Source organism: Flavobacterium branchiarum, from assembly GCF_030409845.1.
GTDB classification, from domain to species: domain Bacteria; phylum Bacteroidota; class Bacteroidia; order Flavobacteriales; family Flavobacteriaceae; genus Flavobacterium; species Flavobacterium branchiarum.
In genome coordinates this window covers 968,314-991,960 of record NZ_JAUFQQ010000003.1, presented here as the reverse complement: position 1 = coordinate 991,960, position 23,647 = coordinate 968,314, and the positions used below count along the sequence as shown (strand labels likewise).

The following is a 23,647-nucleotide window of genomic DNA, read 5'->3' as shown; positions in this document are numbered from 1 at the left end:
CTATTTTAATTGTTATCTCTAACTTCTGTTAATATATATCTCGCAGGTTTACCTTCTTTATTATCTACCGGTCTATTTTCATTTCCATTTAACGGAATATTGTTATCAATATCTCCAAAATAATAACTATTGTTACTACCTTTCACTAGTCTGAACTTATTTTTTGTTAAATCTGTACCTACTCTCTCTCCTTTTCCACTACTGTAATTATCATAATAAGAAAAATATACTCCTTTATCATCTGTCCCCATACCTACTATTGTGACGTAATGATTTGTTGCCGTATTTGGATTTCCTGTTTCTTTTTTAGAGTCATACATAATTCCAGCCATAACAGCTTTACCTTCTTTAAGATTTTTAACAATAACATTTATACCTTTCTGCAAATCAAGTTTAGAATTATCTCCACCATTCTTCAAGTACATATCGATTCTGTTTTTTGAACCTTCTGCTGTGTAATTCCCATTTGCTCCTTGTTCTACTTGTAATCTGCTATAATCTGCACATTGCTCATGTTTTGAAGTTCTACTTATTTCAAAACCTAAGAACGTTCTTGTTCTTGTAATATTATTATTATAATTAATCCATTTCCGATTACTCATGACATTAAATACGGAAGAAATTCCTTTAATGTTTGGAGGATCTATTGGCTCTTTACCATCTGGATCAATAAACCCAATAGGATTATTAAAACTAAAAACATAAGCACCATGATTTGGCATCTTCTCAGCCAACGGATCAACACTCAACCACAGACTCGTCTTCATATCCAAAAACCTAGCACCGTAATAGGACATATCTGTTTCTCTGTCCAATTCTTTTCCATTAAACAAATACGGATTAGAAAAAGATGAACTATGCTCCTCAAAGAGTACATTTCCAAATGGAAGGTACTCGACATGTTGACTAATACTTCCGTTTCGGGTTGTAATATACGAAGTACTTCCTAAATGATTAAATATCTATAGACTTGGGATTTCTTAATAACAAAAAACCTAACATGAAACACGTTTCTCAGTCTTCAATTTTTATTTGTGAATTCGCCTTATGGGAACGTAAACAATTTCCACACTAGTGCTGTCTTTATATCAGAGCAATCAAATAGTTAAAATATAAGAAATTCACATTTAACTAAACACATCTAGAATTGCCACTTTAGAACGAATCCTTTTATTTATTCATAATACTATCTATCTTATTTTTAAAATATTCGAACAAATAGGATAATTTCGTTTAAACTGTAATCGTTCCATATCATTTGCATCAAGCCCAACTTCTAAATATTGAACAACGTTAGATAAATCTTTTTTCGATAACTTATGCAAAACATTTGAAAATTCTTTGTCATTATATCGTATTGTTAATTGATATAGTATATGTCCATGATCATACCCTGCTGAATCATATATACAATTAATTTTCAACATTTTTAACATAGCATTATTATCTTTTTCATAAGCCTCATTCAGGATTCTCACATAATCGTTATAATTTTTTCCTAAAGCCAATTCTAGTGTATTTGAAATTGGTATTCGAGATTGTTCTTTACAACCATAAAAGGAAAAACAAATTATTAATAGTATAATTTTTCTCATTCGTAACTATAAATTATTTTATAATATATTTATTCAGTAACCGTTATTGTTCCATATTTTGTTTGTGTAGTAAATGGTACGTATTTTTGTTTACCTCTATTGTCCTTAACTTCCTCCGAAGAGGTATTCTTAATCATAGTATTAATAATACTCCATTCTTCTGACCTTTGTTCTACTGTCATTTTAGAATCATCTTTATTAATTGTAACACAACCCCAACTTACTCTCCCTGGATGTAAATTATATCCATTTCGCTTTTTCCCTTGTACATTAATTTCTCCTGGTCTATCATCTTTTTTATCATATGGGCTACTGTCTTTCGGATCTAACACAAAAAAAGAATCATGATCTGGATTAGTATTTCCCTTGTTTTCTAAAATATTGTACTCTCCTTTTGAAATAGGTTTTTCGTTGGGCCTTTCAGGATCATTAAGTATAATTTTTCCTTGATCTGAATGTCCACCAGTGAAGACATTTTCAACAACAAGAACTTGATTATGAGTCAAATTTCCTTTTTTATCTCTTACACCTTTAAGTTTATAATTTTTTGCACTAACATATAAAATTGGAAGTCCAGATTTATATTGATCTCGATCTATAAGTGTCAATCTACCAGTAGTTTTGTTAAAAGCTCCAATTATATCTCTACCATCTGGATCAATCAGATTTATAGGATTATTAGCCGTGTAAACATATGCTCCATAATTAGGCATCTTCTCCGCCAACGGATCAACATTTAACCAAATATCATATTTATTGTCATAATACCTAGCACCGTAGTAACTTAGCCCAGTTTCTCTGTCCAATTCTTTTCCATTAAACAAATACGGACTAGAAAAAGATGAACTATGCTCCTCAAAGAGTACGCTCCCAAATGGAAGGTAAGCCACGTGTTGTGAAATAGAACCGTTTCGAGTAAATTAAAATTGCTCGGGTTTCTCAGTTTTATCAAATTCTCGTTGCGGGTACGAAGTCAGAGACCTTCGTACAGTGCACAAACTTAGAAAAACTAGGAAAGCCTTATAATTCCTTATTAAATTCAAAAAAACTATTCCATTTCCCCAAATATTCTTCCAAACTAATATCCCAGAAAAAAGGGGAAGCACAAAAAGAAATAATTTCATTCGTAATTACATAAATCCTTTCTTCAAATAAAGGATCTTTATCAAAGTAATCAGACTGAATATAATATATTTCATTTACACATTGTTCTAAGTCATTTTTCCTCAATCCATTTGTACGCAATTCATCTAACCATTTAAAAAGTTCAATTCCAAATAATTTAAATTGTTCGCTATTCATCAATTTTAAATTTTCATAAGATAATTTAAAAACTAATTTTTCTTTTATTTCTTCTATTTGAAAGGGTTCCACATTTCTTTTACTGGCTTCCATAGTGGAGCTGTTGATTCTATTTTATTATTAAATTCTTGGACACTCATGTTATTTAAAGGTGTAATTCTCCAATAAACCCCTCCATTATATTGACCATCAAATTTACTTGGAGCTTATAATTTTTCCACTTTCTAAATTTGTTTTTACATACAATGAAGCGGGAAGACGTTGATCAAAAACATTTGTTTTTTCAAACAAAAAAGTATTTCCTTTTAGTTTTCCTATAACAATTTTATTCATGTACTTAAATTCAATATTTAAAGTATCATTTTTAAAATTTAGTGTTTTCCAAGAACTAACAATATTTTCTTTATTGTCATCATTAGATTTAAGATAGTACTTATTATTCTTATCTAAAATAAGATAATAATACATATTGTTATTAACCAATTCTATTGGTTGCTTATCTACAACATATACACCTAATATCTCACTTTTTGAAATATTATTACATCCTAAAAAAGATGAAATCATTACTAGTATAATTAAAATTTTAATTTTATTTTCCATTATTTATTGTCTCTTATTTCTGTTAAAATATATCTAGCAGGTTGTTTATTTTGATTACCTATTTCAACTTTCTTATTTTGATTATAGGGAATAGTTCCATCTGCGCCGTCAGAAAAATAATATGTTCCATCTTTTGTTTGACTTAATCTAAATTTATTAAGCACTATATCTGTACCAACATTTTCTTTTGTCTGTTCTTTATGTCCTTCTCCTGCATAATTATCATAATAAGAAAAATATGCGCCATCTTTATCTCTACCCATTCCAACAATTGTAATGTAGTGATTGGTGGCACTATTTGGATTTCCAGTATTTTTATTAGAATCATACATCACTCCGCCCATTACTGCTTTTCCTTCTTTAAGATTTTCAATAATTGTATTAATACCTTTTTGTAGATTTAATTTCGATGTATCTCCACCTTTTTTCACATACATGTCCATTCTATTCTTAGATCCAACAGCAGTGTATTTTCCTGATGAGCCTTCGTTTACTTGTAATCGACTGTAATCAGCACATTCTCCAGTTCTACAAGACGTTTGTTTATAAAATCCTCTACCCCAGCTAAAATTCCATTCGCTTTCTTTGATTGTCTTAGACATATATGGTATCCATTTTTTCCCTGATAGAACGTTTAAAACATTCGACAAGCCATTAAATACTGGTTTTGGCTCATTGCCATCTGGATCAATAAACCCAATAGGATTATTAAAACTAAAAACATAAGCACCATAATTTGACATCTTCTCCGCCAACGGATCAACATTCAACCAAAGACTCGTTTTCATATCCAAATACCGAGCACTATAATAGGTCATATTCGTTTCTCTGTCGAGTTCTTTTCCGTTAAAAAGATTAGGACTAGAAAACGAGGAACTATGCTCCTCAAAGAGAACTTCACCAAAGGGAAGGTAAGCCACGAATTGGCTAATACTTCCGTTTCGGGTTGTAATATACGAAGTACTACCTAATTTATTCGAGAGATATAAACTTCAAAGAGCTAGACCTCGTTTGTAAGGTCACTTCTGAAGCTTCCTTTTTTCTTTCATTAAAAATTTTATCCCTATTAAGGTTTGCAACTAAAACAAATAAAAGAACTGTTAAAGCTATAAAGACAACAATAATAAACCCACCTCTTTTATCTTTTTGAAAATCATATTTTAAAAAATCTTCCTTCTTAATGATATAAAAATAATTTAAAAACCAAACTAATACCATAAAAATTACAATGTAAAATTTATTTGTAATTTCGATAGCTAGATTTAAATAATCCAATAAAAAATATAAAGTCATTAGATTTACAAAAATTAAAACTGTTGTTACAAAAGAAGCGGAAAGAGTAAAATTACTTTTTTCTTTTATTGTGTCTTTATAGAACATATATATCCTAAATAATAAATACTGATATGCTTTCATAATTAATTTTTGGGTTTTTCAAATACTGTTTCTCCAGAAGAATATTCATATATAGCTTTTCCTGTAAAATAGGTTAAACTTGTTGCCGCTCCAATTGGACCTAAAAATCCAACAACGCCCATAACTCCATCAATAGAAGCTTCTCTTCCACTAATTTGTCCAGAACCATACTGATAAGCCGTTATACCTAAACTTAATCCTCCTAAAACTTTACCAGACAGACCTGCTGCTCCAGCTATTTTAGTCATCCTAGTGCTATTTTGAATAGTCAATTGCGCTGCACTAAATTCACCCGAACCGTATTTCATAACTAATTTAGCATTACTATTAGAAAGGCTTGCTAATGCTTCTGTGTAAATATTTGTTACTAAAACTGCATTCGCTACTCCTCCTAAATCAATTGCGCTTGAACTTGTGGTTTCATTTTGTACTGCATTATTATCAGAATTGATATTGTTATCAGTATTGATATTTGCAAATACAAGTTGTTCACTCCATGTTTTATTTGAATGTAAATTTACAGTAGTACCACGTTCCGATGTATAGCTTACTTCTTTACCTAAGTAAGTCTCTCCGTCTTTAGTTGTTCTTTGTGAAGTAGCATTATCATCCCAATATACACTATTATCTGCTCTTGCAACCCAATCATCACCTTCTCTACCATCAGGGTCTACAAATCGTATTGGATTATTAAAACAAAAAGCATACGCTCCATAATTAGGCATCTTCTCCGCCAATGGGTCAACATTTAACCACAGACTCGTTTTCATATCCAAATACCGAGCACTATAATAGGTCATATTCGTTTCTCTGTCGAGTTCTTTTCCATTGAAAAGATTAGGACTAGAAAACGAACTAGAATGCTCCTCAAACAAAACTTCACCAAAGGGCATGTAAGCCACGAATTGGCTAATACTTCCGTTTCGAGTTGTAATATACGAAGTACTACCTAAATGACAGGATGGTTCGCAATGAGTAAAAAATTCGTAAAACTGGGTTTATTTCTACTAATTATCTAAGTTTAAATTATATATTTTTGCAGCTTCTTCAATTTCTTCGTCCAATGCACCATCAATTTTTAATGAGAATAAAACCCATTTATCGTTTGGCTTATATAATTTAAAAATAAATCTAATTGGTTGTCTATCATACTTGACTAAATAAGAATATAATATAAAACTATTAGAAAGTTGCTTTTTGACAATCAATTCGCTTCCATAATATTTCCCCATATAATCAATATTATACTTCTGAACTTCATTTTTCATATCTTCAATACCATCTTTTAATCTAGAAGTCCAAATACTGGACTTATAAATATTTTCCACGGCTTTTGCTGGATTTTTGGAATATTCGATAAAAAAGTTTTTTATCATTTCATCTGATTGCACTTGAGTATATGACAACTGGCTTATCAAAATTGCAATTACTATAAATATATTTTTCATTTTATTTTATTTTATTTATAAATGATTCCATTAAATTATAATCTTCCTTACTTAAATTCCTTAATGTTATTTTGTAATGTGGATCTAAAATGTCTTTAGAATTAATTTCTAATGTTAATTCACCATTTACATAATTACTTATTGACTTTATATAAAACATTCCTGCCTCTACTTCTTCCCTATTCTTAATATAAAAAGGGCCTTCATAAATCCTAATGTAGTTACTAAAATACATGTATATAACAGATTTATCAAAGAAAAAACGAACAAAAGATATTTGATTGTTCCTATCTATAAAACCTTTAGCTACATAAAATCTAATTCTTATGTTTTTTGTATTCGGCAATAGCTTCACATTTTTTACATCTTTTGGATTAGGCAATTTTATCGCTGCCCAATATCCAAGAAACGGCAAAGAAAATAGAAATATCGTCTTAATATTTTTAATTACTTCTTCGTTATTCTTAATTCCCCATGAATCTAATGAGCCTAATATAAATATCACAATAAATACTAATACAATACAATATAAAGCTGATCGATTAGCTTGTCTAGATAACTTTATCATTCTTTAAATGTTTTAACAATTCTTTCTGGTATTTCACAAATCATCAAGGATTTAATCACATGTTGGCTTATTAGTTTTATATACTTTTCCATACTTATCAATCCAAATTTTCAAGTCAGTATATCCATCATCCCCTCCACCAACAAATGTTATTTTATAACAATTATTAGGATATAATATAGTATCCGTTTTTTTCACATCATAAACTTGAATTAAATTTTTTATATTAATGCTATTAGGTGCTTTTATACTTCTATTTATAAATAAATCAAAAAAACAATCTTTGTCTTTATCATTTAGGCTATCGCACTCTATCATTATTCTTTTCAAAGGTCTTCCATTACAACTTACAATAGATTGAGTTTTAATATCAAAATAAATGTCTGTTGATTGACAAGATGAAAATAATAAAAATAGCAATGACACTTTAATTGTCGGGAACATCTGAGTAATCAATTTTTTCATATCTTTCTGTTTTATAGGCTTTCCACCATTTATCAATTCTACTATTTATATCACTTTCTTTGTTTGCTTTATTATTAAATGTTTTTTGTATCATATTCTTTTTTCCATTACCATAATTTTCGTCTACAAATTTTGAAAAATCTCTAAAAATTCCAGAGCCAACTTCTGCTTGTTGTTCTAAAGGAGAATTATTATGTATTATATCTCCATAATCATTATCATTTATTGCATTTATATTAATAATAGCTTCAACTATATATGCTCCAATTGATCTAGCAATATGCTTTACTCCACCATAGTCATCTAATTGGGGTAAATGCCCAACTTCGTGAGAACTTAACTCCATAAAACCTAAGGAATTTGCTCTAGCATTATAGTAAGTAATGTTTCCATTTTTAGAATCATCTCCAGTTGTCATTGCTCCTCCTCCAAATTTCTTAAATGATAAAGTTGTACTTTGTATAGACTTTTCACTTACCCCAGAAACTAAAGAAAGTAAATGAGTAGCTGACGGAGTAAATTGATATGTAGAAGGGGTCTTGGTACCCGGTATATAAGACTTAACTTGTATTACATTAACAGCAAATCCTTGAATAGGATCTTTAGGAGATCGTCCGTCAGGATCTATAAATCTCACAGGATTATTAAGCACATAATTATACGGAGATTGATTAAAAAACTTCTCAGCCAACGGATCAACACTCAACCACAGACTCGTTTTCATATCCAAATACCTAGCACTGTAATAGGTCATATTGGTTTCTCTGTCGAGTTCTTTTCCGTTAAAAAGATTGGGACTCGAAAAAGATGAACTATGCTCTTCAAACAGAACTTCACCAAAGGGAAGGTACGCCACGAATTGGCTAATACTTCCGTTTCGGGTTGTAATATACTAAGTACATCCTAAATGATCGGGAGGTAATAACTCAACCTTTCACTATTACATCTTGTAGTTATAATCTTTGAAATTTACTCCTTTGCTTTCAAGCTTTTTAATAAACTTCCATCTCTCAAAATTAGCTGATTCAATATCTTTGTTTTCTTTTTTTAAACTATCCAACTCTTTAATATTCCCTTTTATTTTTGCTAATAAGAACCTATTTATTACTTCATCCTGAACAAAAACAACAACCTCTTGATTAAAAGGTTGTTGCGTATTTATTGAAATTGGCTCTTTTAAATTAACGTTTAAACTATCTATAAAATAATTTGCGACTTCGAATTTATTACTAGAATCACCTTGTAACGAATATGAAAAAGGAGATTTTTTATTCTGATTTAACTTTTTGTACGGATCCGCTCCCGCTTTTATCAAAATTTTAACCATAGATAAATCTAATGAACTTGCTTCATGTAGTGGAGAAGTTGCTGTATGATAATTTCCTTCTTTATCTGTAAAATCATTATCTATTGTATAATTTGGATTTGCTCCTTTTTTTAACAATAGCTTTATATATCTTAAATCAATAGCATAAGGTTTTGGCTTATTATAAAATTTACATGCATCAATTAAAACACTTCGCTTAGTTAGAGGATTTATAAAATTAGGATTTGCTCCTAATTCTAACAACTTCTTGAATGAGTCAAAATTCTCAAGTGTTAATGCCAAACTTAAAACGTTGGAAAATGAAATAGGATCAACTATTTCTAACATTTTTTTATCTTGATTAACTAAATTTTCAATTTTAACTAAATCTTCTTTTTCAACAGCTAGAGCTAAATCATAAGCATCTGTGAGTTTAAAAAAAGTGACATTTCTATCCTCTTGTTTACAACTAACTAAAAATAAAATAATAACTAATAATTTTAATGTAGTTTTCATATTTTTATCTTTTATTTTCTTTAAATTTATCTTTTACTGGTCCCATCAAATGATTACTAATTCGTTGCATTGTCCTTATTTTATCATCTGCAGTGATGTATGGAACCTGTATAATATATGATGCGGGAAGTACTATAATTCTACCTTCTGCCTTTAATCCAATCTTTCCTTGTAGATGACTAACAATTTCACCTTGTACCACATAAGCAGTAATCTTAGCTACATTTCCTAAAAGATTATTATTAGATTTAGTTGCTTTAGATAATCCAGCAGCATTAAATGTTACTGCTTTTCCCTCAATTGCCAAAGCATTTGCACTTGCTAAACCTCCACCTAAAGAATGACCTGTAAAAGAAATACCTTTATAATTAGATTCTAATTCTCTTGCAATACCAACAGATTGTGCATACTGCTGTGAGTTACCACTAACAGCTTGCTGAATATTATTCTCCCAATCATCTCCAGAACCAGGATTTGTACCCTGAGTAGCATAAATATATTGTTTTTCATTTGTTTCGTTAAATCCTCGATAAAGAACACCTTTATATCCCGTTTTTTTATTTTCATCAATTCTAATAGCTTGCCATCCATTTGGAGATATATCTCCTCTCTTTGCATCATAAGCATGATTTGCTAATTCTAAATAAATTTCATCCTCGCATTTGGGGCATCTACCATCAGGATCTGTATAAGTAATAGGATTTCCCCAAAATGCGCTATATGAAGACTTATCAATTTGATTAGGGTGATCTGCCAACGGATCCACATTCAACCACAGACTCGTTTTCATATCTAAGTATCTAGCCCCAAAATAGGTCATATTCGTTTCTCTGTCGAGTTCCTTGCCGTTGAAAAGATTAGGACTAGAAAACGAGGAACTATGCTCCTCAAACAGAACTTCACCATAGGCAATGTAAGCCACGAATTGGCTAATACTTCCGTTACGCGTTGTAATATACGAAGTACTACCTAAATGATCGGGGTGAAAATAAAAAATATCATTTTCCGGCAGGCCAATTCCTGTAAATCCTTCGCCTGCTTTTACTTTTTCAGGTTCTATTGGTGGGCCATATTGTACAGGTGGTCCCGGTACATCGCCAGGTGCATTAAAAATAGGATTCCTTGGCCAGCCTTCCGGTGGTTCTTGGTTTTCTTCTACTGGTTTTAATACTTCACTTGGATAGGGATCTCCTGTAAATTCTGGCGTAGCATAAATACCTTGTTGGGTTGGTGGTCCCGGAGGTACTCCTAAGCCTTTTACATAAGCATCCATTGCTTTTTGTTGCTCAGCGGTTAGTTTGGTATAATTCACACCACCAGCAGTGATACCCAAAGGTTGTGCAAATGTTCCGTTACCTAACTTACTCACAATACGCCCAGCGCCTTCAAAATAATGTTTGGTAAATTTTCCTTTATTAATTACAAAATACGGACTTACATATCCTGTATAATCATCAGAATGTACAATCGTTGCAGCAGTTTGTCCGTTAATGGCAACATTTTGAGAATCTCCTGAACTTTTAATGACTCTCTCGCCTCCTGCATCATACGTATATTGATGAATGCGCCCGTTATCGTTAATGCCAGACAAACGATTCTCTTCGTCCCAAGTCATTTTTCTGAAGTTTTTATCCTCAGTATAACCCGTTGGGTTTCCGTTTCCATCGTAGGTGTATTCTCTCGGAATCACTTTTCCAGCTTCTACAATTTTGTTGGGTGCATTGGGATGCATTTCGTTACCGTAATCATAATCTAGAACATATCCTTTTTGTTCATTGTTTACCGTATGCAATAAATCTTTCTTAGTGATATTATGCATTTTATTATAACTCATATTGAGCTCATAATTGGCTTTGGTAAACTCCCCTTGATAGGTCCCTTTTGCCGATTTTAATCGATAAAAATCATCATACTGGTATTCATGATTTGATGTTCCGCCTAGCGTATTGTTTACAATTGGTGCCGTGTTTTTTATGCCCAAAACGTTTCCTACCAAATCATAACTATAGCTATTGTCCATAACTTGCCTTGCGCCGCTTTTTACTTGCAATTGCTGCAATCTTCGCATGACAGCATCATAAGAATAATTGGTTTCGGTATTGTTTCCGTATTTCAAATATTTGCGTTGCTCAAATTCATCATAGCTCAATTGCTTGATATAATCGTAGGTATGCGTCTCTTTTTTACCTTGTATACTTTGCAGATTTCCTGCTCGGTTATAGGTATAATCAAGCACTTCTCCATCTGGATACGTCATTTTCTGAATACGGTTCCAAGTATCGTATTCGTATTGCGAAATATACGTTTGTACATCTGTTGGAGTTATACGAAGCGTACGAATTTCTTTTTCGATCTCGCCAAGTTTTCCGTAGAAAAACTCTTGTCCTCCACTCGCATCTTGTACAAACCATACTCTACCACGGCGCGATGCGGTTCCATCGGCTTTACCGTAATTGTATTGCACATTGTTTTGCGGATTTTTAGGGTATTTAATGCTCTCTAAACGGTTGAAATTGTAAACGTATTCGATTGCCCCCTCATTAGGAACGGTGTTTTTAATATCTTGGGTAATACGCTTGATAAGGTTTCCTGCCATATCGTATTCCATTGTGGATGTTCCTGCATCAGGATGAGTAAATTCAATACGTCTGCCTAGCCAGTCATAACTGCTTTTGGTTATATGGTCCATAGCATCGGTAACCTTAATGGTTTCGCCCAAGGCATTAATTTCAAATTTAGTTACCAAATCATTCTGGATACTCGCCAGATTCTTGCCCCTTACATCCGTTTGCGATTGAACGGTTTTATTTAAAGCATCTGTTTGCGTAGTCAACATTGTTGGGACTCCTTCAAAATTATCTATTTTGAAAGTAGTCGAATTGGTACTTCCATCAGGCAAAGTTACTTTTATAGCACGTCCTACTTCATCATATTCAGTTTTAGTTGGAGTAACTGTTGCTAATGCTGTGCTAAAATTATTATCGACTGTAGTGGTTGTCGTCGGATAATAACTAGTCGTTGGTCTACCTAATCCATCATAAATTACTTTCCCCGAAATAATCTGCGCTTCTTGGTCTGGGCTTCCTGCTTGCGTAAATAAGCTGGCGGTTTTTTTAACCTGCAAAGCACGTCCTAATCCATCGGTATAGGTAAAGGTTTCAATGTCTTTGTCCAATTCTGGATCGTAATTTCTAGTTTTCGCATACGGAACTTTCGCTTCTGGAAAATATTCGTAAGCGATCGTATAGGGTTTGCCTGATGCGATCTCATGCGGTGCTCTTATTGTTACAGGACGACCAACAGCATCAATAGTATATTCTATACTTTGCCCATTTCTATCAGTGGTTTTTAATGGAGTTCCAAAACGATAATCAAATTCCATTTTGCTCTGATAACCAAACGCATCTTTTATTTCGGTCATGAATTGATGATTTTCGGCATCAAAAACATACTCCATTGTCATGCGTTGCGCTTTATCATTGGCTGGTCCCGTAAGTTTCTGTAAGTTTCCATATGTATCATACGCAAGATCGGTAACCGCAATTTTATCTGCAGCTACATAGTTTTTAATCTGCGTTACTTCGGCCGTTGTAGTATTAATAGTCGTGGTTCTTTTACGACGCAATCCTTCGGTTGTAAAAACTTCTAACTGTTTATGAATTCCTCCGTAATAAGGAGTTGAACTCTCGTAATAACTTATTTTTGCAGTTATTTTATCGGCTGCAGTCCCATTACCTAAATTCTCATATTGCGTAATATTACCGTTGGCATCATACGTATTAAAAGTATTAGTCTCTAAATAATCACTTCCTCCTTCATACATTTTTTGGTTGGCTTGAACGAGTCCAACAAAAATACGTTTAGCATCCCATGTAGGTAAATTCAGTTGCGATACTGGAACACTTGCCTGCGTTGCTACATCTGTAAAACTGTATTTGTTTTCAGATTCCTGACGTATTTTACCATTTTTATCTAGTGCGTAACTGCGTTTCAATAAATTTTTACGGAAATAATCCTGATTATAAAACTCCTGTACCGAAGTCATGAAAACAGAATTATCGGTTGCGTCAATTTGTTCCTGAATTATTTTTCCGAAACCATAAAATTCTCTTTCACGGCGGTCATAAAATCCATCTTCGTATCTGAATTTCGCAATAGAATGATCTATTCCGTCGCCAATATGTCCGTCAAATACATCAACCGATTGTAAAACCCATTTGGCAGAAGGATTTTCATAAGTAGGTTTTACTAACTCATAATCGACCACATAACTGTTTCCTGCTCCGTTTGTAACGCCTTTAAGTTTGTTGGTTCTTTTTATGTTAGAAAGGCGAACGGTTAGATTGTCTTCGTTTGTAGATAGTATATAATCTAAATTACCGTCTCCGTCAATGTCTGAAAAACTAGATTCTGAACGTGTTGTAGACGCTCCGACATTTCCTCCGATAGAAGTTGCAACTTTTAATCCCCAAAACACAGGAAATTCATAAGAAATTCCAACATTCCCCCCATAACTTACAGAAGTATTACGTGTCATAGCCTCATAACGAGGGTAAGTAATTGGAGAAGCAAAATAGTTCCCCATATTAAGCTCAATTTGCAAATCTGAATCTCTATACGTAATCTTGTCGGCTAAGCCATCTCCATTGATATCTAAGAATGAATTACTGTTATCTGCTATTGATTTAGAAAAATTTAATCCTCCAGAGAAAGATCCATTAAGCACACTATAACCTCCACTAGCCCCTATATCTAAAGAAGCCCCTGCATTGATCATGTTCATATTAGGGAAAGGCTCTGCTGGTAAAAATCCATATCCAGTATTTAAGGATATTGTACCGTTTGTTTCAATTTTATCGGCTAGACCATCGCCGTTTATATCCGTATAAACTTGTTCTGAACTGTCTTTTGTCTTTGCAATATTACCACCTAAACTAACAGTACCTCCAACTTTTATTGCTTCTCCAATACTAGCATGAGTCCCTGCATAAAACTTAACCTTACCTTTATTAATCGACATTTGTAAAGAACTTTGAGCCCCCCCGTGGCTATAGCTAGCAGTCAGACTACCACCAGTACTCGTTATTTTAGATTGGCTAAAATCACCAATTGTAGCTTTATGAGAACTTTTACTTCCTAATGGTGTGGTAAATTGTATCTCGGTATCGCGAATATAATCCGGAAAACCATCACCATTAAAATCACTCATGGTTTGCAGAACATAAGAATCTCCTTTTGAGCGTGTAAGCCCACCACCTAAGTTTGTACCTACATCTACTCCAGCTCCGCCTCCAATACTTCTGCTTTTACTTTTAGAGATCATATTAAAAGCTTCTGTTTCTCCAAAATCAAAACTAGTTCCTGAAGAAGTAAAATCAATATAATCTGCAAAATCATCTTCTCCTAAACGACTTGTACCCATCAATTCTTTTTGAATAAAACTGGCTTTTTCTCCTCCATATAAAATACCGTCAGAGTAAACAGCACTCATAGGAATAAAATATTCCTTGCTGGTATCAAAACCCTCTGGCATTGCATCAGGGTCTAAAGAGTCAAAGTCTGGAAAATTACTATCTGTAGCTCCACTATTGTTATTAAACTGTAACTTGGTTTGATCGATCAAACTACTTGCAAGATTACCATTAATAATAAAGCGTCCCCAGTTTTTATATTGAAGCGAAACCTCTTTTGCACTGTCATTCAAATCAGAATAGACACTAAATTCGTCCGTAGTCATCTCCCAAGATATCGGTTGATTTGGATTTGTCACCTCGTCTGTAACCTCATAATTTATAATGAAATTATTATTCTTTGGGTACGCCTTTATAATCTCATTAAGAATAGGATTACTAACATAAATCTCTAAATCTATCGGAATATCTTTTTCTACATCAGGATAATTATAAGAAGAATCAAAAGGTGAATTATCTAAAGATAAAATACTCTGTTCCATTTTATAATTAACTCTACCAACGAGTTTCCCATTTTGTTTCGCAGTTATAAGAACATTTCCGTTATATTTTCTTTTGTCTGCTAATGGGATTCCCAAAACAAAATTCTCGGGCTTAGTAAATAATTTTAATTTACCACCAATAGTAGGTACAATACCACTAATTATATAATTTCCATCTATTTTAGAATAAAAACGATGTCCAATATCAATTTTCCTCATGTTATCTGCTGCAGGAATATTAGCTTCAGCAGGTAAAATCATTGTTCCATCAAAATAGAGTGATTTAACATCTATATTAGTTGGGGACACTAAATTAATGGTTATAAAAGCATTTTCTTCTGTAATAGGAAAACTTAAAGCACTTAAATCAAAGTCTACAGTCTCTGAAGCTAAAAACCGTTTTTCATAAAGAACCGTTTCTGCAATTGTAGCTCCAATTACATTTTGAGTAATTTTTAAAATAACATGATCCGAAGTAACAGCCTTTTTAAAATTACCAGAAAATGCAATTAAACCCGCTTTAGGAACTATGATTGGATTCGCCTGACTAGCAAAAAAATCGATAGATGCCTGAAAACTTTTCAAAGAAATACCATTTGCTTCTTTTGCATCACTTGTAATTGGTACCAATAGATTAGAATTTCCTTTTTTAGTTTCTACTACAGAATATTCGATAGAAGGATCCCAACTTATTTGATCAAAATTACCATCTTTAACAGCGCTTACTCTAAAATACAGACGTTCCCCTTTTTCAACCTGTAAAGTCTGAGTTGGCTTATATTTTACGTTATAATCTGTCGACGTAATTTTATCTTCCCATAATAAAGTATTATTTTTTTGAAAATACAAATGCACTCCATCTGCCTTATCTACACCGTTACGTGTTACATATTCTTTTCTTTCGTTTGATGTATCTTCTATCAACTGATAATTCTGTGTTACCAAAATTGTCCCTTTTACGGGAGCTTGCCACATTCTTACTACATCATGCAATGGATTTTTTTCTAGCAATTCTGCAAGTTCAGCAGTCGTATCTGGCTTTTCTAAAATTATGGAACCTCCTCCTAAAACTGGGGCTGGAGTTTGTAAACTAGAGACTAAAAAGGTAGGAACACCAGCTACAATACGGTTGTAATACACTTTACCGTCTTTTACAAAATCGGGTAGACCATCATTGTTAAAATCCATAAAATAACTGACTGTCCAAGTAGTTGTACGTTGTTCATCGTAACCAATATTTGCTGTTGCCTTTGAAAATCCTACTATAGCATCAACCCCCCAACTAAAAGTTTTACTTTTATTGATTCCTAAATTATCAATTCCTTCTATTTTTTTCGCCTCTCCAAATGTATTAGGTAGCGTTGCATGCAAGTTTTTTCGATAATAAATAGCATTACCTATTTTAAAAACTTTATCAGGATAAGAATCCCCATCTAGGTCTATTAATGAGATTGAAGTTTCAGAGTTCCCCCAACTATTACCCCCGTGGGCACCAATTGTATTATTTTTGTAACTCCCTATTCCAAAACCAACTCCCACACGATAGCTAACTCCTGAACTTGTTGCATTAGTACTTCCCGCTAATGTATGATTACTTTCAAAATCCTTAATTCCAGAAAAACCTTGTTTAATATTATCACTAGGCACATTCCATCGTTGCTCTGGGCCAAACGGATTGTATTTACCCGAGGCATCACGAACATCATCGAAATAATCTAGCGTATTGGTATAAAACAATTTAGATTCGGAATCATACTCTGAAACCGATTTAAGTAATGTTTTCTTAAAGGCACCTTCGGTATATTGCAGCTCGTAACTGCGCACCATTTGGTCTTTATAACGGACTTCTATTTTTCGTAATAATTGATTGTTCAGTTGCTTGAATCCTAATCGTGCCGAAACTTGAACGTCAAGGCGATTGGCTTCTCCTAAGTCTCCGTTTTTTACAAAAGTAATGTTGTAATTTCCTTTTTGAGTGCCAAAACCTGTGTAATATACTTTTTTAAGATAGAGTTCACCATCTTTTTTATCGTATTCATACTCAACCGTATTTCCTTTTAAATCCACCTGAAGACAAAGCGCCCAATGGCCAATATTCCCAGATGCATCCTGTAAAATCCCTGAAGTTGCAAGCCCCGAAGCAGTTCCTCCGTAATAACTCGCCACACCGCTTTTGTCTTTTACAACCCAATAATAGTTTTTAGGCGAATTTCCTTTTCGGATAATCTGCTGAAAAGCGCCTTCGCGTCTTGGATAAAATTGTTTATCGGTTGTTCTTCCAACCCATTCGGCTCTATGCGAATTCGGAATCAAAGCTTCGCCTGCAATCGAATACGTTTCTGTTTCTAGATTTGTATCGTATCGAGGTGCTCCCCAACGGGTTTCAATACTTACGGCCGGCGCCGAAACGTCCCATCCTGTTCCTGCCCAGCTGTGTCCTCCGTCTGAATCGTACTGCAAATTAAACGAAGGTTGCATCCCTCCTCTTCCGTTTGGAATCGCAATTCCGAATCCTGTGCTTGCTGTTCCTCTTCCGTTTGCAGTTGGTGGCGCAATAGACTGTATGCCTATCAACGGACTCGCCGCTTTTAAATCCTTGATACTCGTGGGTGTATAACTCGAAGTTTCTGGAGATTCGGGCATTTTGATAATTCCAGCTATAAAATCTGTAAAGTGGGTCGTTTTTGCCTTAATGATTCCTTGCTTAATTTCTAAGGAATCCCTAGTTACTTTCTGCCACAATCGTTTGTTTTCATCAAAATAAAATACATCAATATCTTTCTCAGTATATCCTTCGGGAATTATTTTTTTATCATATGGTACTGATAAGGTTACCGCTTTTTCAAAAATAGTTCCGTGTGGTAATAGCCTAAATCCAGCATTAGTTCCTGTAACATTTACCATCGCCGAGTTTAGCGGGGCAATATCAATTTTTCGGAGTCCGCTTACCGAAACCGATACATTTTTTTTTAAGGCTCCAATCGGAAAAACAGCTTGGAATTTTTTATAAGCTAATTTATTTTCTGTTTCAAATTGAATCGTTTTGAAGGTACGTTCTTTAGCATTTTCTAATGCCCTGAAACTATTGACTTTTAAAAATTGCTTTGCCTCTATTTTTTCATTTATAAGTACCCCCGAAGTAGTTTCCTTGGTTACTAAAATAGAATTCCCTGTTTCTTTGGCATCGAAAACCAATTCAAATTCTGGCTGATTAACGTCAATTTCGATTCCGCCAATATTCATTCTCTTTATTTGAGACGGAAAATTAGTTCCTTTAATGTATCGTTTATCCTCCGATTGTAGTAAGGTAAAATGACTCGAAGCAATAGCTGTTTTGTAAACAATGCGAACATTTTTTACTTTATACGAATTCGAAATACCTTCGGGAGCAGTAAATAACAATACGTTATCTCCGGCACGCAATGCTTTTTCTGAAAGTAATTCCGATTGTTTGGTCCAGTTTTTATTATGTGATAAAAATTGCCCTCCTATACTGGGCTGGTTATTTAAACTTCTCGAAATTGATGCAGCCTGATCATATCCATATAGTTCATATTCTAAATACGCGTTTTCTTCATTTGATGGTAAAGCATCTACTTTAAGATGAAAAACGTTATCATAAGCATCATCTATATCATCCGCATTTGTAATACCTATAATTCCTTGTGCAATATCTGCGCTAAATGACTTTGTACTCTTAGTTTCGTTTTTAAGAATAGCCATCGAATCTATTGTAGCAACAGTCAATGCTTTTTCTTCAGAAGTATTTTTGGTAAAAAAAGCAACTATTTTGTACGGACCAAAATTGGCAGCAAACAAAAAAGAACCTAGTAAAAATACCAATACTATAATTTTATTTTTCATAAAGTAGGTTAATCTATTATGGGGCAATCGTTTATTTTTAAATTATTTCACAAGCCGTTGGGTGCAATTAATTTCATGATTAGTCACGAGAAATTAGCACTAGCCGTTACATGTCATTTTGCGACCCGAGCGAAGCAAATTGACAAAGTAATTGCACGCAACATACTATTTCACAATAACTTTGAACGTTTTAGTTCCAAATTCTGAATTTACTGTCACCAAATACATACCGCTTGATCCTTTTATCACATCATCATGCAAATACGTTTCTATTTGTTGTAACTGTTGTTGTTTTACAAGCGCACCAGTCGGAGAATATACCGTAATGGTTGCGTTTGTTTTGTGAGGAAACTGCATAGCCACAGAAAAACGACCATCTGGAGTTGGGTTTGGATACAAAATAACGACAGTCGATTCTGTTATTTCTTTTCCATCTGTTGCAACGGCAATTTTTGTCGAAGTCTTACAGCCCTGATCGTTTACTAGTCTTAATTCATAGCTACCCGCTTGATCTAAAAAGATTTTTGGATTATTGTCTATAAAATCTCCTTCATAAAACCATTGGTATTCGTAATTTCCTGCCGGAAGATCCTTGCTCGCATCCAGCGTTAAAGCATTTCCATTGGTTAACAAATAATCTGATTTTAAGTTAGGAACAGTTCCTTGTTTATCAGCTACAAAAACAGTTTCTGTGTAGATATTTCCTCTTGTATCACGTACGATATAATCATACGTACCTGATGAAAGTTGCAATCCTGTTGTACTTTTGGCCGTTTGGCTCCATTGTTTTTCTACAACATCACTTCCTTCTTTTTTTACGGTAACCGTAAATGGAGCTTCTCCTCCCTCAATGGTGTAATTTAACTGACCAGACCCCAAAAGACCACAAGTCGCTTCGGTAATCCAAACTCTGCTGAACATTTTGGGTGCAATTTTTATTGTAAACTTGGTTTTCCCTGTTTTTTGCTTGTCCCAGTTGAAATCTGTCAACGTTAATTTTTCTTTGGAAGACGTACTTCCCAAACGAACATATTCAGAGTCTTTTTCGTCATACGTTCCTTTACCTGAATAATCTACTAACAACCAATAATAAGTATCTGCGGGTAGCGTTCCTTTTATGAAGTTTGGATTTAATGTCCAATTAAGACTAAGATCCCCTGGGTTTGTAAAATCCAATTGCCATTGTCTTGCTATTCCGATTGGTTCGCCCTGCTCCTGTTTTTTTACCAGAAGATTTTTTCCGTTGTCACTCCAAAAAGTAAAATAATTATTAGGGATTTTATTCGATTTGCTTTTGAGTGCTAGGGTCAAAAGTCCTTCATCGATCATATTACTACTTTTTAGTTGCAATAAGCCACTCGCATCATCTCTTCCAACTCCAGTAATTGAACCGTCAAATTTTTTATGTTGGTCAATGTCCCAGATGGTTTCGCCTAAACTGTTAACGTAATTTTTATTCTCGAATTGAGATAGGGAAATTCCGTATTTAATCCCCAAGTAGCTCATTACTTTTTGAGTTTCCCTTCCAGATAAAACTCTATTGTAAACTAGGATTTCACTAATGTTACCTTTAAATTCTTCTGGTGGTAATTTATTTAATTTAGATTTTTGTCCAATGGTTAATAGTGATGATTTTGCTACACTATCGGTTATATTCTGCTGAAAAAAATGAATATTCGCTTTATGCGGTTTTATTTTTTCCTGATACGTCTGGTACGAGTATCTTTTTAAATCGACCAAGCGTTTGTTGGTCGCTACAGAAAGTGTTTTTTGGGGATCGTTTATCGTCCATAAAAATTGTTCTTTCAAACTATCTTTTACTTTATAAACCATAAATAAAGTCTGTTGTCTTTTACGCGCTATACCCAAGGGTAAAATCAGAGAGTCCTGAGCTGTATCAAAAATAATACTGGGATTAAAATTAAAGGTTGTTCCGGTATGTTTTCTACCAGAAATCTTTCCTTCTTTTGTCGTCAGGCTTTCCCAATAATAAGCCTCACCACTATTGCGGGTTTTTATCCAAAAAGACGGATCTTCTACCGCTCCTGGCAACACTTTTTGCTGAGAGAAAACCAGATTACTTTTTGATAACATGATAAAAACCAATGCTAAAAATATCTTTCTGTTCATAATTGCCTATTTTTTAGAATGAAGATGGATTTTTAGAAATTGGCCAAATCATCAAAATTAAAGGAATATCCTATGACCAATGAAAAACTATTGATCTTGTTTTTATTTTCGCTGTAGCGAAATCCGTTTTCTTCTGTAGTCAAAGCATCTGTAAGACCTAAAGTATATCGGGCTCCAATAGATAAATTGGAACTGAATTCATAACCTGCAGAAAGCATCCCGTAAAAATAATTCTTTCCCGTTAATGCTCCTTTCAATCCTTTTTGAACTGTGGCATCTGGCTCAAAATAAACACCAGAATTACCGAATACTTCTTGACTGTTTGAGCTGTATTTTATATTGTCTCCCGTGAGATTAAATCCTACATACGGACCTGCACCTATATAAAATCCTTCAACAGGATAATATTTAAATTGCGCTCCAACATTAAGGTAATTATACCCAAAAGTCATTTTGTATTTCAATCCCTTAGCGTCTTTATAATTCAAATCGGTACTTTGACCCGAATAGGACATTTCTGTTTGGATACTTACTCTCGCATAAGGATATTTCCAATTGATTACCAGTCCTGCCGTGCCTCCAAACTTACCTTCTTCTTTTAAAGTATACCCATTGAAAATTCCTTTTGGAACAATTACATCGGGAAGATTTGACATTTTAGAATAGATACCCCCACCAAAAAAGCCGTACGTTATTTCTCTGTCACCTTGTGCAAATAGCGATGTTGTGCTCACTAATACTAGTAGCAAAATAATTTTTTTCATGTTTTTTATTGAAATTACCATTCGTGAAAACTATAGCCTAACGAAAAAGAAAGAACACCACTTTTGTTTTGATTCTCTATAAACTGAAAAGAGGATGAACTACTGTTAACTACATCTTTTACGCCTAAATAATAGCGCAAATCAAAATGAATACTCTGATGTAATTCATATCCTAATGCAAAACACAATGAGAAATCATCGGTTCCGTCGAGACCATCCTGATAGAATTGTCTGGTAGCAACATCGTACATACCACCTGCCTCGTTAGATTTGTAAGTAACATTATTGGGAGATAAACTGACGCCATAAAAAGCACCAAATCCTAAATTCAGACCTTCGTAGGGATATACTTTATACAAGGCTCCTATTTGCAGATAAGAATAATGCAATCCCAATTCAAACTCCTTGCCCGTAGTGTCGTGATAATTGACTGTTTGAGAAGATTGTCTAAATAACAGTTCCGGCTGAATTGCAACACGGGTATCGCGAAGTTTGAAATTTAAAAAGAATCCACCTTCTACACCATACCCTCCTTTGGTTTCCAATTCACTATTATCAAGTGTGTTATCTCTACCTTTTATACTTTCAGGTAAATTGCTGATTTTAGAAAAGATTCCTCCAAGTTTTAATCCGTAAGTGATATTAGTCTCATTTTGAGCATATATACTAAAATTAAGAAAAGAACTAAATAGTAATAAGCGTAATAGAATTTTCATTCAAAAAATTTTTCTGCGAATATATGTATTAATATTGTTTTTTCTCTTTAAAATATCGATTAAAAGCAAATTAATACGCTAAACGGTTACGAATTTAGTTCTAAAAAATGGCAAATGTCTTTCGTTTTAATAATGTAATAGGCATAAAACAGGCCTGTTTCACAAGAATTATTTGATGTTTTTTCGCTCCTCAAAATGAAAAGATTGCAGATAAAAAACGTTTGAACAGACAAACAAAAAAAACCGTTTCGTTAAAAAAAGGGTTACAAAAAAAGATAAAAAGGACTTTTTACATTCATCTCATCATTTTGAATTAAATCCTAAAAGTGTTATTTTTAGATGCAATAAAACCAATAAGAAGCCATATATAAACAGTTACAAATAATGAAAGTTGAATCCTTAAAAATTAAGCAGTTAACAACCGAAAGATTATTACTTATCCCATTTACAATCCAGATTTGCAAGAATGTATTAAATGATGATTATAGCGATTTGGAGCGTCTGAATTTAAAAAAAGGCAAAAGTTGGCCTGACAATGATGTTATCGAAACGCTACCCAGAATAATTACTAATCTACTAAAGGTTACTGCTCCAACAGGTTTTGAATCTTGGATGATAATTAAAAAAGATACTTCAGAAATAATTGGGGATTTAGGTTTCAAAGGATTTAATCCTAAAGGGAATAATATTGATCTTGGTTACGGAATAATTAAAGAAGAAAGACGAAAAGGATTTGCTGAAGAGGCTGTAAAAGAAATTATAAATTGGGCTTTCTCCAATGAAATTATAAAAGAAATTACTGCAAGCTGTTTGACAGAAAACACAAGCTCAATCAATCTACTTACTAAGTTTAATTTCTCCCAATTAAAGACAGAAAACGGAATGATATACTGGTCTTTAGAAAATAAGGGGCTTTAAAAAGACCAATACAGAAACAGCAGTAAACTTGTCTTTCTAAAAAACGAAGTAATGGCAACTAATTACTAACACAAAACCGTTTT

Annotated in this window: 18 protein-coding genes; 1 reads left to right on the top strand and 17 read right to left on the bottom strand. The window is 33.3% G+C overall.

Features of this window, described 5'->3' with window-relative positions:
* Nucleotides 1-5 precede the first annotated feature (5 nt).
* From QWY99_RS05020 to QWY99_RS04940, 17 genes are all read right to left on the bottom strand, one after another.
* Nucleotides 6-911, bottom strand: coding sequence for an RHS repeat domain-containing protein (locus tag QWY99_RS05020; RefSeq protein ID WP_290265337.1), 906 nt, complete (start codon nucleotides 909-911; stop codon nucleotides 6-8).
* Nucleotides 912-1,190: 279 nt separating this feature from the next.
* Nucleotides 1,191-1,508, bottom strand: a complete 318-nt coding sequence (locus tag QWY99_RS05015) for a hypothetical protein (RefSeq protein WP_290262274.1) — start codon at nucleotides 1,506-1,508, stop codon at nucleotides 1,191-1,193.
* Between the two features lie 116 nt (nucleotides 1,509-1,624).
* Complete coding sequence (locus QWY99_RS05010) at nucleotides 1,625-2,485, bottom strand: RHS repeat-associated core domain-containing protein (protein ID WP_290262271.1); 861 nt, start codon at nucleotides 2,483-2,485, stop codon at nucleotides 1,625-1,627.
* Between the two features lie 130 nt (nucleotides 2,486-2,615).
* A complete protein-coding gene (locus tag QWY99_RS05005) occupies nucleotides 2,616-2,990 on the bottom strand; it encodes a hypothetical protein (RefSeq protein ID WP_290262269.1) in 375 nt (124 codons plus the stop codon).
* Nucleotides 2,991-3,092: 102 nt separating this feature from the next.
* The gene (locus QWY99_RS05000; RefSeq protein WP_290262267.1) at nucleotides 3,093-3,464 is read right to left on the bottom strand and encodes a hypothetical protein; all 372 of its coding nucleotides are present in this window, start codon (nucleotides 3,462-3,464) and stop codon (nucleotides 3,093-3,095) included.
* A gap of 35 nt (nucleotides 3,465-3,499) precedes the next feature.
* Nucleotides 3,500-4,420 (bottom strand): RHS repeat domain-containing protein, encoded by a 921-nt coding sequence (locus QWY99_RS04995; RefSeq protein WP_290262265.1) that lies wholly within the window; start codon nucleotides 4,418-4,420, stop codon nucleotides 3,500-3,502.
* 52 nt (nucleotides 4,421-4,472) lie between these two features.
* Nucleotides 4,473-4,793: a hypothetical protein gene (locus QWY99_RS04990; protein WP_290262264.1), complete on the bottom strand. Its 321-nt coding sequence runs from the start codon at nucleotides 4,791-4,793 to the stop codon at nucleotides 4,473-4,475.
* A 125-nt stretch (nucleotides 4,794-4,918) separates the two neighbouring features.
* Entirely contained in the window at nucleotides 4,919-5,809 is an 891-nt protein-coding gene (locus QWY99_RS04985) for an RHS repeat-associated core domain-containing protein (RefSeq protein WP_290262262.1), read from the bottom strand.
* 114 nt (nucleotides 5,810-5,923) lie between these two features.
* Nucleotides 5,924-6,364 carry a hypothetical protein gene (locus QWY99_RS04980; RefSeq protein WP_290262260.1) on the bottom strand — a complete coding sequence of 147 codons (441 nt, stop codon included), beginning with the start codon at nucleotides 6,362-6,364 and terminating at the stop codon, nucleotides 5,924-5,926.
* 1 nt (nucleotide 6,365) lies between these two features.
* On the bottom strand, nucleotides 6,366-6,932 hold the full coding sequence (locus tag QWY99_RS04975) for a hypothetical protein (protein WP_290262258.1): 567 nt from the start codon (nucleotides 6,930-6,932) through the stop codon (nucleotides 6,366-6,368).
* Nucleotides 6,933-6,983: 51 nt separating this feature from the next.
* Nucleotides 6,984-7,397, bottom strand: a complete 414-nt coding sequence (locus tag QWY99_RS04970; RefSeq protein WP_290262255.1) for a hypothetical protein — start codon at nucleotides 7,395-7,397, stop codon at nucleotides 6,984-6,986.
* Complete coding sequence (locus tag QWY99_RS04965) at nucleotides 7,360-8,253, bottom strand: RHS repeat domain-containing protein (protein WP_290262253.1); 894 nt, start codon at nucleotides 8,251-8,253, stop codon at nucleotides 7,360-7,362. The genes QWY99_RS04970 and QWY99_RS04965 overlap by 38 nt, the downstream gene beginning before the upstream one ends.
* 84 nt (nucleotides 8,254-8,337) lie before the next feature.
* Nucleotides 8,338-9,219, bottom strand: coding sequence for an ankyrin repeat domain-containing protein (locus tag QWY99_RS04960; RefSeq protein WP_290262251.1), 882 nt, complete (start codon nucleotides 9,217-9,219; stop codon nucleotides 8,338-8,340).
* A 4-nt stretch (nucleotides 9,220-9,223) separates the two neighbouring features.
* Nucleotides 9,224-19,036, bottom strand: a complete 9,813-nt coding sequence (locus tag QWY99_RS04955) for a Tle-like phospholipase domain-containing protein (protein WP_290262250.1) — start codon at nucleotides 19,034-19,036, stop codon at nucleotides 9,224-9,226.
* A gap of 165 nt (nucleotides 19,037-19,201) precedes the next feature.
* Nucleotides 19,202-21,166, bottom strand: coding sequence for a T9SS type A sorting domain-containing protein (locus tag QWY99_RS04950; RefSeq protein WP_290262247.1), 1,965 nt, complete (start codon nucleotides 21,164-21,166; stop codon nucleotides 19,202-19,204).
* Nucleotides 21,167-21,198: 32 nt separating this feature from the next.
* Nucleotides 21,199-21,930, bottom strand: coding sequence for an outer membrane beta-barrel protein (locus tag QWY99_RS04945; RefSeq protein ID WP_290262246.1), 732 nt, complete (start codon nucleotides 21,928-21,930; stop codon nucleotides 21,199-21,201).
* 14 nt (nucleotides 21,931-21,944) lie between these two features.
* A complete protein-coding gene (locus QWY99_RS04940; RefSeq protein ID WP_290262243.1) occupies nucleotides 21,945-22,646 on the bottom strand; it encodes an outer membrane beta-barrel protein in 702 nt (233 codons plus the stop codon).
* 384 nt (nucleotides 22,647-23,030) lie between these two features.
* Here QWY99_RS04940 and QWY99_RS04935 point away from each other — a divergent pair, with 384 nt between their 5' ends.
* Nucleotides 23,031-23,564: a GNAT family N-acetyltransferase gene (locus QWY99_RS04935; protein WP_290262241.1), complete on the top strand. Its 534-nt coding sequence runs from the start codon at nucleotides 23,031-23,033 to the stop codon at nucleotides 23,562-23,564.
* Nucleotides 23,565-23,647 lie beyond the last annotated feature (83 nt).